We start from the raw sequence: 16,481 nt of genomic DNA on the forward strand, positions 1-16,481 counted from the left end.
TTCATCTACGCCCCCTGCGGGATCGGCGCGCGCGAGACCAGCGCTTGCAGCACCTCGATAGTCAGGTCGCCGAGCTCACCCGCGCCGCGCGCGCCGCAGTTCACGCCGCGTAAGACGGTGGCGGCCAAGGCTTCCGCGGTGGCGGGCTCGTCCATGACCCCGCCGGATCGCCGTTCGAGATAAGCCTGCAGGCGCGGGACCGCGATGGCGGTGGCCTGCCGGAAGAACTCGTAGGTGGCCAGCCAGCGGGTGATCAAATGCCCGGGGTGCATGTCCCAGCCCTGGTAGTACCCACGACGCAGCGATCGGGTGACCAGCCGATGATGGTTGCGCAGTGCGGCTTCGGGTTCGGTGTCGGGCACGATCTGGGTGGAGCCGTCACAGATCCACACACCCGTTTGCGCCGCGGCCGCCTGCATGACGGACTTGGCGTAGTCCGCGGCCGGATGATCGAGCGCCTGATCTGGCGCGGCGATACCGCAGGCGGCCGTGTAATCGTATGTGCCGAAATGCAATCCGCTGCAGCGACCACCAGCAAGGCCGATCATTCTTGCTATCGGTGTGGTGCCGTCGGCGGCAATGACGGCCTGCGGGCTCTCGATCTGGAGCTCGAAACGCAAGGTGCCTTCAGCCAGGCCATAGCCCCGCTCGAAGGCTTCGGAGAGGGCGACGAGAGCCGAAACCTGTTCTGCCGCTCGAATCTTGGGCACGGTAAATACGAAGCCTGCCGGGACGCCGCCCGCCGCGTCGAGCACCAACTCGAGGGTGCGCAGGGCTCTGTGGCGTTCCGCGTCCGCAAGACCCTTCGTCCGAATGCCGAAACTTGCCGGGCCGTCGGATTGTTCCGCCCAGGCAGACAGCACCGCGCCTGCGGTGATGGCGGCCTTGTCTTCCTCGTCGTCGGAACGGAATCCATAGCCGTCCTCGAAGTCGATGCGCAGATCCTGGATCGGGTTGCGCTGGAGGCGGTCGCGCACGGCGGGCAGGGACCGGGTGCTGTCGAGCTCGGCGAGCAGGTCGTGGTGGCGGTCGAGCAGTTCCGTTGCCGCCGCACCCCATGCCACGGGCGTTTCGGCGGTGACGCGATCGGCGGACACGTATGCCGTGTGAATGGGCTGCGCCCGGCGGTCGGGGCCTGGATAACGCGCAAGCAGTTCGGCGTCGACCGGGTCGAGCATCGCGTCGATTCGGGCACGAACGTCTTCGGGTAGCCGGGTCACCCCTGCGCTCCTTTCTGAATGACATGCCAGATCCGGTCGGCCGTCATCGGCAACCGGTCCAGTCGTACTCCGACAGCATCGCGGATGGCATTGGCCAGGGCGGGGGCGACCGGGTTGTACGGCGATTCACTCATCGACTTGGCACCGAGCGGGCCGAGGTCATCGGCGGTTTCGGCGAAGTACACCTCGGTGCGGGGCAGGTCGGCGAACTGTGGGATGTGGTAGTGCCGCAATGTCCGGGTGGTCACCACACCGCGGTCGCTGCGCATGTCCTCGTAGAGCGCGGTGCCGATGGCCTGCGCCGCGCCGCCCTCCACCTGACCGCGGCACTGCACCGGGTTGAGCACGGTGCCCGCGTCGACGGCCTGGATGGACTGCAGGATGCGCACTGATCCGGTGTCCGGGTGAACCGCGACCCGGAAGGCGTGCACGTTGAAGCTGACCGAACGTGGGCTGCCGTCATGATCGCCGCGGCCGGACAGCTCACCATTGGCCAGGAGTTCCGCCGCGACGAGCAGTCGATCACCGCAGCGGACACCACCGGGGCGCAGTTCGCATTCCGACGCGGGCAGTCCGGACAGCTCGGATGCCCTGGCCAGCATCCGGTCACGCAGCGACAGCGCCGCCGAGTAGCAGGCTTTGCCCGCCACCGTTATCCCGGTCGATCCGAACGCGCCGGTGTCATGTCCGACCAGATCGGTGTCCGACTGCCGGATCACCACCTGCCGCACATCGGCGTTCAGCGCCGTGGCCGCGAGCTGCGCGTGCACCGTGGTGGTGCCATTGCCGAATTCCGCAGTGCCGACCCGGATCTCGTAGCGTCCGTCGGCCAGCAGGGTGGCCGTTGCTTCGGAGCGATGTCCACGCGGCGGAATGGTGGCGATCATGGACAGCGCCATGCCCTCGCCGACGCGCCACTCCCGGCCGGGAGCGGCAATACCGTTACCGCGCAGCAGTGCTCGTTCGGCCAGGTCGATGCACTGGTCCAGGCCGTAGCTACCGATCATCAGGTCGCTGTCGTCGACTTCCGCACCGACGAGCCGATCTCCTGGCACCACCACGTTACGGCGGCGGAACTCGAACGGGTCGATACCGGTAGCCCGCGCGAGCTCGTCGAGCGCCGACTCGACCCCGAAGATGATCTGCCCGAGGCCGTACCCGCGGAACGCGCCCGACGGAATGTTGTTGGTGTACACCGCCTGGGCGTCGACCCGTTTATTGACGCAGCGGTAGACCTCCACCGACTCGCCCACACCGTGGAACATCACGCCCACGCTGTGATTGCCGTAAGCGCCCGCATCGGAGAGCACATCGACAGCAAGGGCGGTCAACGTGCCGTCGGCGCCGGCGCCGGCGGTCACCTCGACGCGCATCGGATGCCTACTCGTCGCCGCGGTGAACTCGTCGGACCTGGTGAACTCGTACTGGACCGGCCGCCCGGTGCGCAACACCGCCAGGGCAATGAGATCCTCGGCCAGCATCTCCTGCTTGGCGCCGAAACCGCCGCCGACCCGGGTCGCGAACACCCGCACCCGTTCCCGAGACAGACCGAAGACTTCACACAATTCGTCCCGCACCAAGAACGGCACCTGGGTACTGCACCTGATCACCAGCCTGCTCTGCTCGTCCAACCAGCCGATGCCACCGTGTGTCTCCAAATGCACATGCTGGGCGCGCGGCGAATGCCACACTCCGTGCACCACATGGGCGGCCGCGTCCAGCCCCGCAGCCACATCACCCACCTCGCCGTGCACCTCGGCGACCAGATTTCGCTGCGCATCCGCGATCCGAGCCGAATTCCGTTTATCACCATGCAGTTTCGGCGCCCGCGGGCTCAGCGCCCGCGCCGGTTCGAAGACCGCGGGCAGCAGCTCGTACTCCACCAGCAATGCCCGGCACGCCGCCCTGGCAATATCCACGCTATCGGCGACGACAGCGGCCACTCGCTGCCCGACGAAGCGCATCGTCCGGTCCAGTACATAGGTGTCATCAGGATCGTCCATCCGGAACTCGTGGCGCGCAGTCGAAAACGCGACATCCGGTGCGTCGGCCCAGGTGAGCACCGCATGCACGCCGGGGAGGGCTTCGGCGGCCGAGGTATTGATCGAGACGATCCGCGCATGTGGGTGCGGGCTCGGCAGCACCGCGATATGCAGTGGCGCGGTCGGCGGGGCCATCGCCGGGTCGGCCGTGGGGTCGGCATCGAGGGCACGGACGTCGAAGGTAAATGCTTCCGTACCGGTCACGACACGAGCGGACGCCGGTGCCGCGGTTCCCGTCCCGATCTGCCCCGAGCCGCGGTCAGGAAATATACCGGTGGCAGCGGGTGCGCACAGGCCGGCAGCCGTGCCGGGGCCAGCGGCCGCACCAATGTCAGCAGCGGGCCGCAGATCAGCGGCCGCACCAGCGTCGGCGGCCTGTCCTAGGTCGGAGGTCGCACCACCGCCCTCGTCCGCACGCAAGCCAGCGGCCGGACGCAGGTCAGCAGCGGCGCTGAGGCCAGCGGACGGATCGAGACCGGCAGCAGCCCTCGGACCAGCACCGGTTCCGAGGTCGGAGGCCGTGGCCCGGTCAGCGACCACGCTGAGGCCAGCAGACGGATCGAGACCGGCAGCAGCCCTCGGACCAGCACCGGTTCCGAGGTCGGAGGCCGGGGCCCGGTCAGCGGCCGCGCCGGGGTCGACCCGGTGCTGGGCGCGAACGTCGGATCCAGCTTCCGCAGGCACCGCATGCGCGGCCGGCTCGGGTTTCGCGGCTGCGGCGGTCAGTGCGTCGGTGATGGCGCGATATCCCGTGCAGCGGCAGAGGTTTCCCTTCATCAGCTCGGGTAGGTCGGCGGTGTCGGGCGTTGTCGATGGGCTGCCGCAGCCGAGGCCCGCGGCGGTGACCACCATGCCTGCGGTGCAGAAGCCGCATTGGAAGGCCGCCGCGTCGATGAATTGCTGTTGCACGGGGTGTAGGTCGGTAGTGGTGCCGAGGCCGGAGGCCGTGGTGATGGTGCGGTCGGCAGCGCGGTAGGCGGGGATGATGCAGGAGTGGACGGTCATGCCGTCGAGTTGCACCGAGCAGGCGCCGCAGTCACCTGCGTCGCAGCCCTTCTTCACGGCCAGGTTGCCGGTTTCGCGGAGCAGGGTGCGCAGGCACTGGCCGGGGCGGGGGTCCGCCTGCACGAGCTTGCCGTCGACCTCGAATTTCATAGTGGCTCACCCGTTTCGGGGCACAGCTCCGCGGCGACCTGCGCGGCCAGACGGCCGGTGACGTGGCAGCGCCAGTCCGGTGCGCCGTGCGGGTCGTCGAACCAGAGCGCCGGATCGATCGACTCGATGGCTGTGTGCACCTGAGCAGAGCTCGGTGGTTCGGCGAAATCCAGCACAATCGGGCGGCTGGTTGCCGCGGTGATGGTGAGCGCGCACCGATCGCCTGGCTCGCGCCGACCCATCACCACCGCCCCGGAGCGACCCAGCGGCGATAATGCGATCTTCCGGAAAGCAGTGCGCGACAGCAGGCTTCGCATCGGGATGGTGATCGATCGCAACACCTCGTTCGGCCGCAATACCTGGACGCCCGGGCCGATAACGAACTCCCGCAACGGGATACGTCGATCGGTTCCGTCCGGCGACCACACCAGTGCGACCCCGTCGAGTGCGGTCACCGCACCGAGTACCCCACCCGCGGGCAACGCCAAGCACACATTGCCGCCAACGGTCGCGGTCCGCCAGATCTTGTGTGAGGCGAGCAGCGCCCGGCAGCCCGGCGCGAACAGCGCCGTCCCCGGCCACTCGTTACGCAGCATCGGCAAGCCGAGTTCACGGCCGGGCCCCGCACCGGCGAATTCGGCCAATGTGCAGGTAGCCGCGATCTCCAAGCCTTCCGGCGTCTCCGACAACGCGGTCCAGCCGAGCCCGGTGATGTCGACAAGCCGCTCCAGCCGCTCCTGCGGCTCGGAGAACAGGAAAGTGCCCCCGGCGAGAACCCCGCACGAGCCGCCCACCACCCCGAGGTCAGCCCGCTCGCGCGCCACCGTCACCGCCCGGATCGTATCCAGGTCCACGTCTCACCTCACTCCACTACCTCTGCCGCCACAGTAGAAGCCGAGAGTTGCCGCGATGTTGCACGACACCCGCTCCACATTGCGCCATCGTTACCGCGACGCCACCAGCTGCCGGCTTCCGGCTTCCGGCTTCCGGCTTCCGGCTTCCGGCTTCCGGCTTCCGGCTTCCGGCTTCCGGCTTCCGGCTTCCGGCTTCCGGCTTCCGGCTTCCGGCCAGCATCGCCGCATTCACCAGCTCACCCAGCCGTGATGCCGCAATATCCTTTTCAACCGTCCGAGATCACCACAGTGCAACCAAGCCGACCGCCCGAACCGGACATCATCCAGCCTCCCACCACACCGCACCGCACCGCACCGGTCATCCTGCACGACTGGTCCGAACACAACGTGCTGTTCGCAAGCGCACTGTCTGCGACAGCAACAGTCAACGAGCCCGCGCCGATCGCGGCACCGATACGAGCGGTCGTACCATCCGATCCTTAGACTTCACGCGGCTCCTTCGACTTCATGCGGCCGGGCCCCGCACCGACCGACTACCTCGACACCGCGGTAGAGCCTGCCCTTTGGCCGGGACGGACAGAACCGCGCCAGCAAGCTGAGCCCGGCCGCGGTCGGTCACCGAACGGCCCTACTTCACGCCCAGCCCGCGCCAACAGCAGATGTTCCGGCGCCGATGAGGCAACGGACCGAGCGGACGACACCGGATACGGCGACAGGCTGTTATCAGGCGTGCCGGGGTCGTGTATCGCCCGGGGCCGAGGACGCCGCGCGGCACAACGGCGTGTTGTTCGTGAAAGCCGACGGCGTGGTAGCACCTGCTGCGCGGCGCCGGTCGGGGCGACGGGCTTGGGCCGGCGCCTCCCAAAGATGGGCAGTTTCCAGCCGTGGGTGCCGGGTTGATCTGTGCACACTGCCCTGGTGGGCTTGGAAATAGATCTTTGCGTGGTTGGACTCGGCCCGACGGGGCGCGCGTTAGCTCATCGTGCGATGCGTGCCGGGCTCTACGTCACAGCGATCGATCCGCGGCCGGAGCGGTTGTGGTCGCCGACCTATGCTTGCTGGGTCGATGAACTACCGGAGTGGCTGCCTCCCAGTGCGATTGCCACCCGCATCGAGGCTCCGACGGTGTGGACCAACACCGAGCGCCGCATCGAGCGACCCTACTGCGTGCTGTCCAAACCGGGACTGCGCGACGCCCTGCCGCTCGACGACGCTACTGTGCTGACCGGCCGGGCCACCCGGGTGAACGCGCACAAAGTAGAGCTCGCTGACGGCACGATCGTCCGCGCGGCCACGGTTTTCGATGCCCGTGGGCTCCCGCCGGTCGAACAGCGCCTCGCAGTCACCGCGCACGGCATTTTCGTGTCCGCCGAAACAGCGGCGCCGATGGTCACCGATGGTGAAGGATTGCTGCTGGATTGGCGTCCCGACAACGGCGCGGGCCCGGACGAGCCGCCGTCGTTTCTGTACGCGGTGCCGGTTGGCGATGGCACGGTGGTCTTCGAGGAGACCAGTCTCGGCCTGCGCGGTGGTATGCCTCAGCGTGAGCTGCGCGAGCGTTTGCTGAATCGGCTCGCCGCTCATGGCATCCGGGTTACAGGTGAGGAACCGAGCGAGGCCCCGCACTACCCACTGGATCAGCCGCCACCGAAAAATGGCGTGGTCGGGGCGATTCCGTTCGGCTCGCGCGGCGGCATGATGCACCCGACCACCAGTTACAGCGTGGCCGACTCACTGACGCTGGTGGACACCGCGGTCAGCGCGGTGAGCGAGGAGCGTGATCCGGTCGCCGCACTGTGGCCCTGGCGGGCCCGGCTGGTCTACTGGATGCGGATGCGCGGGCTGCGGGGCCTGGGCAGGCTCACCACCGATCAGTCGATGGCGATGTTCGAGTCTTTCTTCAGCGCCTCGCCGCGTGGACAGCGGGCGTTGCTGTCCGCGCACGACGACTACGCCGCGCTGGGGACTGTTCTGTTCGACACAGTCGCGCACGTGCGTCCGTTCCGATGGCGCTACGACCTGGTCGGCTGGACCAACCGGGACCGTTGGGTGGGATACGACTTCGATCAGCTGACAGTCCTGGCGGGCCGCCGTCCTCGCAGCGGCGACCGGACCGAGATAGCTGTGTCCTGATCTGGGTGTTCGATCACGCGAGACGGTCCAGCGGATGAGTCCGATTTCGGGTGAGGCCGAGCCGACGTCGAATCATCGCTCCCGCGCAGCCGGGTCGGATCAACCCGCCTTCGCGACCAACGCCGCCTGCTCCCGGGCTACCTGGGCTCCGACGGTCTGCTCGTCGACGGTCCGGACCTCGCCGTCGCGAACGACCTCGCGTCCGTTCACGATCAGTGTGGCGAGCGGTGGGGCCGAGCCGAGGATCAGTGCGGTGACCGGGTCGTCGATGCCCGCGTGCGCGGGGGTGTCGAGTCGCCACAGGGCCAGGTCGGCCAGCTTGCCCGGTTCGATCGAGCCGATCTCGGTATCGCGGCCGAGTACTCGGGCGCCGCCGATGGTGGCCAGCGCCAAGGCTGTTCGGACGCTCAGTGCGCGCGGGCCGCCGATGGCGCGGGCGTAGAGGAGGGCGTTGCGTGGCTCCTCGATCATCGAGCTGGACTCGTTGCTGGCCGCGCCGTCCACACCGAGGCCGACGGCCGCGCCCGCGGCGACCAGGTCGGCGGTGCGGGCGATGCCTGCGCCGAGGCGGCTGTTGGAGGTGGGGCAGTGCGCGATGCCGGTGCCGGACCGCGCAATCGAGGTGATGGCCGCATCGTCGATGTGCACGGCGTGTGCGAACCAGACGTCGGGACCGATCCAGCCGAGCTGTTCCATGTATTCCGCTGGGGTGCAACCGAACTGCGTCGCGCAGAAATCCTGCTCATCGACGGTCTCGGCCAAGTGGGTGTGCAGGCGCACCCCGGAATCGCGGGCGAGCGCGGCGGATTCCCGCATGAGGTCCACGGTGACCGAGAACGGCGAGCAAGGGGCGAGCGCGATGCGCAGCATCGAATCGAACGACGGATCATGCCAGCGGGCGATCGCCTCCGCGCTCGCGGCCAGCACGGTGTCCAGCGATTCCACCACGCGATCCGGTGGCAGCCCACCAGAACTCGCGCCGAGGTCCATCGAGCCGCGGCACGGGTGGAAGCGCAGCCCGACCTGCTCGGCGGCCGCGATTTCCGCGCCGAGCAGGTCACCGCCCTCCTGCGGAAAGACGTAATGGTGGTCGGTCGTGGTGGTGCAGCCGGTGCGCGCCAGCGCCGACAACGCTCCGGTCGCCGCGACCCGCACTGCCTGCTCGTCGATGCCCGCCCAGATCGGATAGAGCGTGGTGAGCCACTCGAACAGGGTGTTGTCCGCCGCCAAACCCCGGGTGATCCACTGGTAGAGATGGTGATGGGTGTTCACGAGGCCGGGAGTCAGCAGGCAGCCACGCCCATCGATGTGTGGCACGCCACCGAAATCGGGGGCATCACCTGCGGCGACCGCGCCGATCCTGTTGCCATGCACTGTCACATAGCCGCGGCGGAACTCCGTGCCCGCCGCATCGACCGTCGCGACAGCACACCCGTCGATGACCAGCGTCGGTTCGCTCATGCCCGCCATGCCGGCCCCCCGTCAGGCGCGTCTTCGCGTGACACCGTGGCGTGGATCAGCCCGTAGGGCCGATCGTCGGCATGGAACACCTCACCGTGCGTGTCGATCCCGAATCTGCCGAGGTCGTAGTCGAAGTGGTGTTTGTTCGGCGCGGCGAGCCGGATCTCGGCGAGCACCGGATAGGCCTCCAGCGCGGCCGATCCCATGGCGAACAGCGTCTGCTGCAATGCCTTCGAATGCAGTGTCGCGAACGCCTCGACCAACCGGGCCCGGACACCGGTGTACACCGCATCCCAATCGACGCCGACGGTGGTCGCAAACCGCCACTGCGCAATGAGCGAGGTGGCCAGCATGCGGTCGTGGGTCGGTGCGAGCACGGTGAATTCGTCGGTCAGGAAGTCTGCGAACTCGGAGCCGGTCGACTTCAGGATCACCAGGTCCTGCACGCCACCGATCACCCAGGCCCGCTGGTCGCTGCCCTTGCCCGCGACAGTGACCGTTGCCGTGCGCACCTCGGGGCCCGATCTGGTCCAAGTGTGGTCGTGCTCGCTGCCGTCGACCGAAACCCGCTGCCAGGCATACTCTTCGACCTCGATTCGCGCACTGTCGACGGGTTCGATGTCGTCGACGAAGTGCCCGGCCAACGCGAGCGCATAATCCTCGATGGTCTGGATCCCCGGCTGCTTCGCATACGCGTACGCCGTGTGCTTCTGGGTGTCGGTGGGCAGCACCTTCGACTGGTCACCGCTGATGTAGGCGTCGGCGAAATCACCACGCAGCACCGTGGATACGTTCAGGTCGCGGATCTCGTGGCGTGCCTGGTCGCGGTAGATCCGGACGACGCGGTTCTCGGCCTTGCCGTACCGGTTGTCGGACAGCACGATCGGCCCGGTCAGTTCCATGAATGGATCAGCTCCCTCGATAGGTGGAAAAAGCGAAGGGCGACAGCAACAACGGGACGTGGTAGTGCCGCTCCTCGGTGACAACGAATGTGATCGAGACCTCGGGAAAGAACGAATCGACCCGCAGCCGCTCGAAATAGGATCCGGTATCGAACACCAGCCGATAGGTGCCTGCGGCGAGGGTCCCGCCGAGTGCGCCGATCCGCCCGTCGGCATCGGTCACGCCCGCATCGAGCTGCTCCCGGCCGCCGTGCAGCGCCACCGCGACGCCTGCCGCAGGCGCACCACGAACCGCGTCGAGCACATGGGTGCTCAGCGTGCTCATGCGGCGGCGCCGAGCAGGCGGCGCAATCGGATTCGATTGATCTTCGCCAATTCTGTTCGCATCACGCGCCTTTCGGTCTGCGGATCGTTGCCGAGCCTGGCGTGCAGCAGTTCGAGCAGCTCGGCACCGGATTTGCCGGTCGCACACACCAGGTAGATGTGACCGAACCGCTGCTCGTAGGCGCGGTTGCCCTCGGCGAGCGCGGCCCGTATCGAATCCCCGGCGGTGGCCACGGCGGCCTGCTCGCGCGCCGACGCCGCGGTGTCCGGCCGGTCCCCGATCCTGGGGTGCCCGTCGAGTGCGCGGTCGATCTCCGATTCGGACAGTTCGGCCAGTGCCGTATCGGCCGTTTCGAGGAGAACTTCGACAGTGGCATACGGTCGCCCGGAAGCCACCGCACGGGCCCACGCGGGCGCCGAGCAACAATCGAGCAATGTCGCGACGGCGTCCGTCTCGGGCAGCGCGTTGAACGGCGCGAGGCCCTCCCCGTCCTGTGTCATCGATCCAGCATCGAATACGAACAGCCCGGTTGCCACTCGAACGACAGAGATCGCGTCCGGCGTGTCGCGTAGACGCGCCGAGATGGTTCGACAGCTGCATACCACCTGTGGGAAACCTGCCGGCAACGGTCGCGGACTACCGTTCTCTCTATGGGTGTTCCCAACCACGGCGCCGGCACCGAACACGGCGCCGAAGCAGCACGTGGTGCGGGCCGGGCCGGCGCCGCCGACACCCCCGAGTGCGTAGGCATCGTGCTCGCCGCGGGCGCGGGAAAGCGCTACGGAATGCCGAAGGTGCTCGCCGAAGACGGCGCCTGGCTGCGTGCGGCAGTGACGGCACTGCGCGATGGCGGCTGCGATCCGATCATCGTGGTACTCGGCGCGACAGGCCCGTCGCCGGACATCGTCGACCTGCCCCCTGACGTGCGCCACGTATGGGCGGCGGACTGGGCCACCGGACTCGGCGCCTCGTTCCGGGCCGGGCTGATCGCAGCGGAGGATACCGCCGCCGGGTACGCGGCGATCATGCCGGTGGACACCCCCGATGTCGGAGCCGATGTCGTCGCCAGGGTCACCGCCGCCGCCTTCGCGGCACCGAGCGGCCTGGCCCGTGCTGTGTTTCACGACACACCGGGGCACCCCGTTGTGCTCGCGCACAAGCACTGGACCACGGCGTGTAAGCAAGCCGTAGGAGATTCGGGCGCCCGCACCTATTTGTCCGGTAAGAACGATATGGTGTGCGTCACGTGCGACGATTTGGCGACGGGGAACGATCGTGATTACCCGGCCTCGGCCGCACGGTGATCGGAGCTAACAGATGCGTGACATTGTCGAAGATTTACTGCGACTATGGCATTCCGGACGTACCGGAGGGCTGGCCACCATCGTGCGCACAATCGGTTCCGGTTCCCTGCCGGTGGGTTCCGCGATCCTGGTCGACGCGAACGGCTCCATCTACGGCTCGGTGCTCGGCGGCTCCGTCGAATCGACCATCTACGATGCCGCCGTCGAGGCCGCCCGCACGGGCAGGCGCGGGCTGCACCGTTTCGGCGTTCCCATCGGTGAGGCGGGCCTGGACTCCGGTGGCATGATCGATGTGTTCATCGAACCGTTCTCCCGCCGGGATTTTCCCGAATTCCCCACTGTCGCAGCCGAAATCGCGGCCCAGCGCCGGGTCACCGTATTCACGGTGGTGTGGAATCCGGACGCGGACCTGATCGGCCAGCATCTGGTCACCGACAAGCGGCACGCCACCGAGTTGGTCGCGCTGCCCGAATCGGATCTGTTCGTCGCCTCGTTCCCGCCACCGCCGCGATTGCTCATCTTCGGCGCCAACGCCTTCGCCGCGGCGCTCACCGTGCAGGCAAACCTGCTCGGCTATCGCGTCACCATCTGCGACTCGCGTGACACCGTCGCCACCCCCGACGCCTTCCCCGGCGCCGAGGTGGTCGTCGACTGGCCGCACCGCTATCTCAACACCCTGTCGGCGGCGGGTGAAATCGACAGCAGCACCGGGATCGTCGTGCTCTCGCACGATCCGAAGTTCGAGATCCCGCTGCTGACAGTGGCATTGCGACTACCCGAGCTCGGTTATCTCGGAGCGATCGGCTCGAGGGCTGCCCACGTCCGGCGCATCGAAGACCTCCAGGCGGGCGGCTTCGACAATGCCACCCTGGCCCGCCTGCACTCCCCCGCCGGACTCGACGTCGGCGCACGGACCGCCGCCGAGGTCGCGGTCTCGATCGCCGCGCAACTGCTTGCCGCCCGGTCCGGTCGGACCGGACGGCACCTATCCGAAAGCAGCGACCCCTTGCATACCGAGCAGGCGTTCGCCTAATAGGCACAGTCGGACGAAGTCCGCCCCCAAACCGCGCACGGCCGCAGCGAAGGCGGAGGTACGCCTGACGGGCACAGTCGGACGAAGTCCGCCCCCAAACCGCGCACGGCCGCAGCGAAGGCGGAGGTACGCCTGACAGGCACAGTCGGACGAAGTCCGCCCCCAAACCGCGCACGGCCGCAGCGAAGGCGGAGGTACGCCTGACAGGCACAGTCGGACGAAGTCCGCCCCCAAACCGCGCACGGCCGGAGCGAAGGCGGAGGTACGCCTACTTCAGGCCGGGATTCTCGGCGTACACCTCACGCAGCACGGACAGATCGAACAGCTGATCGGCCTTGATGTCGATCTTGGCGTTGCGCAGCGCGGCAATGTTCTGCTCGATCAGGTGATCGGTCATGCTCAGCAGCCCGTTGGCCGTCGTGTCCTGCGAAACCACCAGACCGTTCTGCGCGATCGCCTCCTTGGTCTGCTCGGCAAGATCGAGCTTCTGATCCTTGCCATACACCTCGACGGCCAGTCTCGCCGATTCCTCCGGGTTCCCGATGGCGTCCTTCCAGCCCTTGATCTCGGCGATCAGGAAAGCCTTGAGCTTGTCGCGCTCCTTGTCGATGGTGGACTGCTTGACCGTCAACGTCTCGGCGACCAGCGGCAGGTTGTAATCGGCGAACAAGAAGTGGTTGTTCTCGAATCCCTTGGCGGCCAAGGTGATCGGCTCGTTGGTCACATAGCTGACCCAGCCGTCGACCTCGCCGTTGGCCAGCGGGGTCGGATCGAATTGCGCGGGCACGATAGTGACATCGCTCGGCTTCATACCGTTGGCGGTCAGCAGCGCACCGAATATCAGCTGATTGGTGTCCTGCACACCGATCCTGCGGCCCTTCATGTCCTGCGGCGTCTTGATCGGCTTGGCCGCGGAGCTGACGATCGCGAAGGGGTTCTTCTGATAGGTGGTCGCGACGATTTTCGCGGGCAGGCCCTCCAGGACCGCGGGTGCGGTGGTCTGCGGCGCCGAAAGGCCGAGCCACACTTTTCCGGTGTCGAGCCCGGCCTCCACCGAGGTGCTCGCAGCGCCGCCCGCGATCAAGTTGACCGAACCGAAACCGGCGTCCTTGTAATAGCCCTTCGAATCGGCGAAGTATTCACCGGCGAATTCGATGTTCTTCAACCAGGAGAGCTGGACCGCGACGGTGCCGTATTTGGAACCGTCGTCGATCGAGCCGCCCGATGAGCTGGTGGAATCGGAGCCACAGGCGGCCAGCAGCCCGGTGCCGCTCAGCACGGCTCCCGCCAGTGCGGAGTAGCGGAGGAACGAACGGCGGTCCAGGTGCTGCGGCCCGAACGAGGAGCGTTGCGCGGGTGTCATGCGCCGAATCTAGGTCGATTCCGTTTCGATTTCTTTACTTTGAGGTTCCGAGCGTTGATTTGCCCGAATTCGCGATCAACGGCGACCGGCTTCCGGCCCGAATCGGGCGAGCACGAGATTTTCGATCACGCCGACGATCGCGTACAGGATCACCGACACGATGGTGACGATGACGATCGACGCCCACAGCTTGTTGTACTGGAATGTCGGGATGGCGCGGATCAGGCTCGCGCCGAGACCGGTGCCACTGCCGAGCCATTCACCCAGTAGCGCGCCGATCAGTGCGCCGGGCACCGAGATTCGGGCCGCGGCGAACACCGAGGGCAGCGCGGCCGGGACCGCGACCATCCGCAACCCGGTCCAGCGCGAGCCGCCGTAGGCGGTCACCAGGTCCATCGCATGCTGTGGCGCGTTGCGCAATCCCGCCATAATCATCACCAGCGCCGGAAAGAACACCACGATCGCGGCCATCACCGTGACACCGGCGAGCCCACGCCCGAACACCAGCACGATGATCGGAGTGAGCGCCACCAGCGGCACCGACCGCAGCAGCATCGCGACCGGCAGGAAGGTCTGCTCGACCGCCGCGAACGACACGAACAGCGCGGCGACCACCAGCGCCGCCCCCATCCCGAGCCCGAACCCGATGGCCGCATCACGCAGCGTGATCTGCAGATCGTCGAAGATCGCCTGCCGCGCCGTTCCCGCGTTATCCGAGGTGACGAGGTATTTCCAGATATCGCTCGGCGTCTTGCCGACCCGCGGCCCGACCTGCGGGAAGGCCTTCAGGAAGACGTACCAGATGGCGAGCATCAGCAGCAGCGAGGTGAACAGCGGGAACAGGAAGCGCCCGATCCGCCGCAGCACGTCGATGGTTCCCGCGGCAGCGCCCGGCCGCGCTGCGCGGGTGTCGGCGGTGACCGCCGGGGCAGGGGCCACGGTCGGGTTCCGGTCGTCGGCTCGGTCACTCATCGGGCCTCCTGTGTCGTCCACGGCGCGACCAGCCGGGCGGCCAACGCGACGATCGCGTAGCCGAGTCCGGCCAATGCCGCGGCCGCGAGTGCCATACCCCAGGTGCGCGGCACGTTGTAGGCGGTTTGGGCGGCGGTCAGCGCGACTCCGATGCCGCTGTCCACGCCACCGAGGTATTCACCGATGATCGCGCCGAGCACCGCGGAGGGCGCGGCGATCTTCAACGCCGCGAACGTATTCGGCAGCGCGGCGATCGCCTGCACCCGATACAACTGTTGCCAGCGCCCGCCGCCGTAGGCACGCACCAGGTCGAGGCTGGTCTGGTCGGCCGAGCGCAGACCGGTCACCGTTCCGACCATGGTGGTGAAGAAGCAATACATCGCGGCGAGGAACACCGTCGGGGTGCGACCGCCGAAGACCACCAGGATGATCGGTCCGAGCGCGAGCAGCGGCGTGCAGTAGCTGAGGATGGCCAACTGGGTGGCCAGCGGTTCGATCGGCGGAATCAGCATGATCAGGATGGCCAGCCCGATGGCGAGCGCATTACCCCACACGAAGCCTTTCAGCGCACCCCATGCCGTGATCCGGAAGTTGGGGCCGTAGAGCGCCCAGCCGTCGTTGTACATGGTGTCCAGCACGTGCCACGGGCTCGGAATGGTGCCGCCCGCCACATCGAGCGCCGCGAGCAGCCACCAGATCGCGATCAGCCCGACGATGCCGAGCAGACCGCCCGCGCGTTTCATGCGACGCCGCCCTTACCCGACTTCCCGAACAACAGCTCCGAGAGATAGTCGTGCAATTTGTGGAACTCGGGGGTCCGCATCATCTCGGGGGTGCGCGGGCGCGGCAGATCGATTTCCACCAGCTCGAGCACACGACCCGGTCGCGGACTCATCACCGCGACCACATCGGAGAGGAATACCGCCTCCGCGATGCCGTGGGTGACCATCAGCGTGGTCGCGGGCTTCTCGGTCCAGATCCGCAGCAACTCCAGATTGAGGCGCTGCCTGGTCATGTCGTCCAGCGCGCCGAACGGCTCGTCCAGCAGCAGCACCGTCGGCTTCACCACCAGTGCCCTCGCAATCGAGACTCGTTGCCGCATACCGCCGGACAGCTGCGCGGGCTTGGCCTTCTCGAAACCGTCCAGCCCGACCAGCCGGACCAGGTCGGCGATCTGATCCGGATCGGGTTTGAGACCCGCGACCTGCAGGGGCAGCTTGATATTGGACTCCACCGAGCGCCACGGCAGCAGCGCCGAATCCTGGAAGGCGATGCCGAGCTCGTGGTGACCGCGCAACTCGGCGGGCGTCTCACCATCGATGAGCGCCTTGCCCGCCGTCGGCGTCTCCAATCCGGCCAGGATGCGCAACACCGTCGACTTGCCGCACCCCGACGGCCCGAGCAGCGAAAGAAACGCACCCTGCTCGGTATGCAGGTCCACCGAATCCAATGCGTGCACCGTGCGCCTACCGACGCGGAAGGTCTTCGTCAACCCGCTGATGTGGATGCCCGTCCCGCCGCTGGGCTCCTGCTCGCCGGTATCGCTCGCCGTGCTCATATACCAAACCCTAGGAGCAGGTCGTTGCACGGATATTGCGAATCGCCACCCCAGATTGCGCAATCGTTACGCGCGGCGCGTTCGGGCCGTTGTTCGTTCGAATCCGGCTGAACGGAATACCGCCGTGCGGATGAGAAACCGCCCGGCGACGGTTACACC

The 16,481-nt window shown here is 67.4% G+C and carries 14 protein-coding genes; 3 read left to right on the top strand and 11 right to left on the bottom strand.

Going from position 1 to position 16,481, the window contains the following annotated elements; genetic code table 11:
* Positions 1–5: 5 nt before the first annotated feature.
* The 3 genes from OHQ90_RS01260 to OHQ90_RS01270 are packed head-to-tail and all read right to left on the bottom strand — an operon-like array spanning position 6 to position 5,271.
* On the bottom strand, positions 6–1,178 hold the full coding sequence (locus OHQ90_RS01260) for a DUF6986 family protein (RefSeq protein ID WP_328412456.1): 1,173 nt from the start codon (positions 1,176–1,178) through the stop codon (positions 6–8).
* Positions 1,179–1,216: 38 nt separating this feature from the next.
* Positions 1,217–4,417 (bottom strand): molybdopterin cofactor-binding domain-containing protein, encoded by a 3,201-nt coding sequence (locus OHQ90_RS01265; protein WP_328406704.1) that lies wholly within the window; start codon positions 4,415–4,417, stop codon positions 1,217–1,219.
* Positions 4,414–5,271, bottom strand: coding sequence for an FAD binding domain-containing protein (locus OHQ90_RS01270; protein ID WP_328406705.1), 858 nt, complete (start codon positions 5,269–5,271; stop codon positions 4,414–4,416). The genes OHQ90_RS01265 and OHQ90_RS01270 overlap by 4 nt, the downstream gene beginning before the upstream one ends.
* Before the next feature lie 987 nt (positions 5,272–6,258).
* Here OHQ90_RS01270 and OHQ90_RS01275 point away from each other — a divergent pair.
* Positions 6,259–7,404, top strand: a complete 1,146-nt coding sequence (locus OHQ90_RS01275) for a lycopene cyclase family protein (protein WP_328406706.1) — start codon at positions 6,259–6,261, stop codon at positions 7,402–7,404.
* Between the two features lie 99 nt (positions 7,405–7,503).
* Here the strand turns inward: OHQ90_RS01275 and OHQ90_RS01280 are convergent, their stop codons facing one another.
* From OHQ90_RS01280 to uraD, 4 genes are read right to left on the bottom strand one after another with little or no spacing between them, the layout of a single operon-like run.
* Positions 7,504–8,865, bottom strand: coding sequence for an 8-oxoguanine deaminase (locus OHQ90_RS01280; RefSeq protein WP_328406707.1), 1,362 nt, complete (start codon positions 8,863–8,865; stop codon positions 7,504–7,506).
* On the bottom strand, positions 8,862–9,767 hold the full coding sequence (pucL, locus tag OHQ90_RS01285) for a factor-independent urate hydroxylase (RefSeq protein WP_328406708.1): 906 nt from the start codon (positions 9,765–9,767) through the stop codon (positions 8,862–8,864). The genes OHQ90_RS01280 and pucL overlap by 4 nt, the downstream gene beginning before the upstream one ends.
* A gap of 7 nt (positions 9,768–9,774) precedes the next feature.
* Positions 9,775–10,092 (bottom strand): hydroxyisourate hydrolase, encoded by a 318-nt coding sequence (gene uraH / locus OHQ90_RS01290; protein WP_328406709.1) that lies wholly within the window; start codon positions 10,090–10,092, stop codon positions 9,775–9,777.
* A complete protein-coding gene (uraD, locus tag OHQ90_RS01295) occupies positions 10,089–10,592 on the bottom strand; it encodes a 2-oxo-4-hydroxy-4-carboxy-5-ureidoimidazoline decarboxylase (protein ID WP_328406710.1) in 504 nt (167 codons plus the stop codon). Before uraD ends, uraH begins: the two co-directional genes overlap by 4 nt.
* 285 nt (positions 10,593–10,877) lie before the next feature.
* Between uraD and OHQ90_RS01300 the strand changes: the two genes are divergently transcribed.
* Both OHQ90_RS01300 and OHQ90_RS01305 read left to right on the top strand, forming a co-directional pair.
* Positions 10,878–11,396 (top strand): nucleotidyltransferase family protein, encoded by a 519-nt coding sequence (locus OHQ90_RS01300; protein ID WP_442941431.1) that lies wholly within the window; start codon positions 10,878–10,880, stop codon positions 11,394–11,396.
* A 13-nt stretch (positions 11,397–11,409) separates the two neighbouring features.
* Positions 11,410–12,429, top strand: coding sequence for an XdhC family protein (locus OHQ90_RS01305; RefSeq protein WP_328406712.1), 1,020 nt, complete (start codon positions 11,410–11,412; stop codon positions 12,427–12,429).
* A gap of 268 nt (positions 12,430–12,697) precedes the next feature.
* Here OHQ90_RS01305 and OHQ90_RS01310 read toward each other — a convergent pair whose 3' ends face one another.
* The 4 genes from OHQ90_RS01310 to OHQ90_RS01325 all read right to left on the bottom strand — a co-directional run bounded on the left by OHQ90_RS01310 (position 12,698) and on the right by OHQ90_RS01325 (position 16,322).
* A complete protein-coding gene (locus OHQ90_RS01310) occupies positions 12,698–13,792 on the bottom strand; it encodes an ABC transporter substrate-binding protein (RefSeq protein WP_328406713.1) in 1,095 nt (364 codons plus the stop codon).
* 75 nt (positions 13,793–13,867) lie between these two features.
* A complete protein-coding gene (locus tag OHQ90_RS01315; RefSeq protein ID WP_328412458.1) occupies positions 13,868–14,605 on the bottom strand; it encodes an ABC transporter permease in 738 nt (245 codons plus the stop codon).
* 155 nt (positions 14,606–14,760) lie between these two features.
* Positions 14,761–15,507, bottom strand: coding sequence for an ABC transporter permease (locus tag OHQ90_RS01320; RefSeq protein WP_328406714.1), 747 nt, complete (start codon positions 15,505–15,507; stop codon positions 14,761–14,763).
* On the bottom strand, positions 15,504–16,322 hold the full coding sequence (locus tag OHQ90_RS01325) for an ABC transporter ATP-binding protein (RefSeq protein WP_328406715.1): 819 nt from the start codon (positions 16,320–16,322) through the stop codon (positions 15,504–15,506). The genes OHQ90_RS01320 and OHQ90_RS01325 overlap by 4 nt, the downstream gene beginning before the upstream one ends.
* Positions 16,323–16,481: the final 159 nt, after the last annotated feature.

The organism is Nocardia sp. NBC_00403, assembly GCF_036046055.1.
In the GTDB taxonomy this organism is placed as follows: domain Bacteria; phylum Actinomycetota; class Actinomycetes; order Mycobacteriales; family Mycobacteriaceae; genus Nocardia.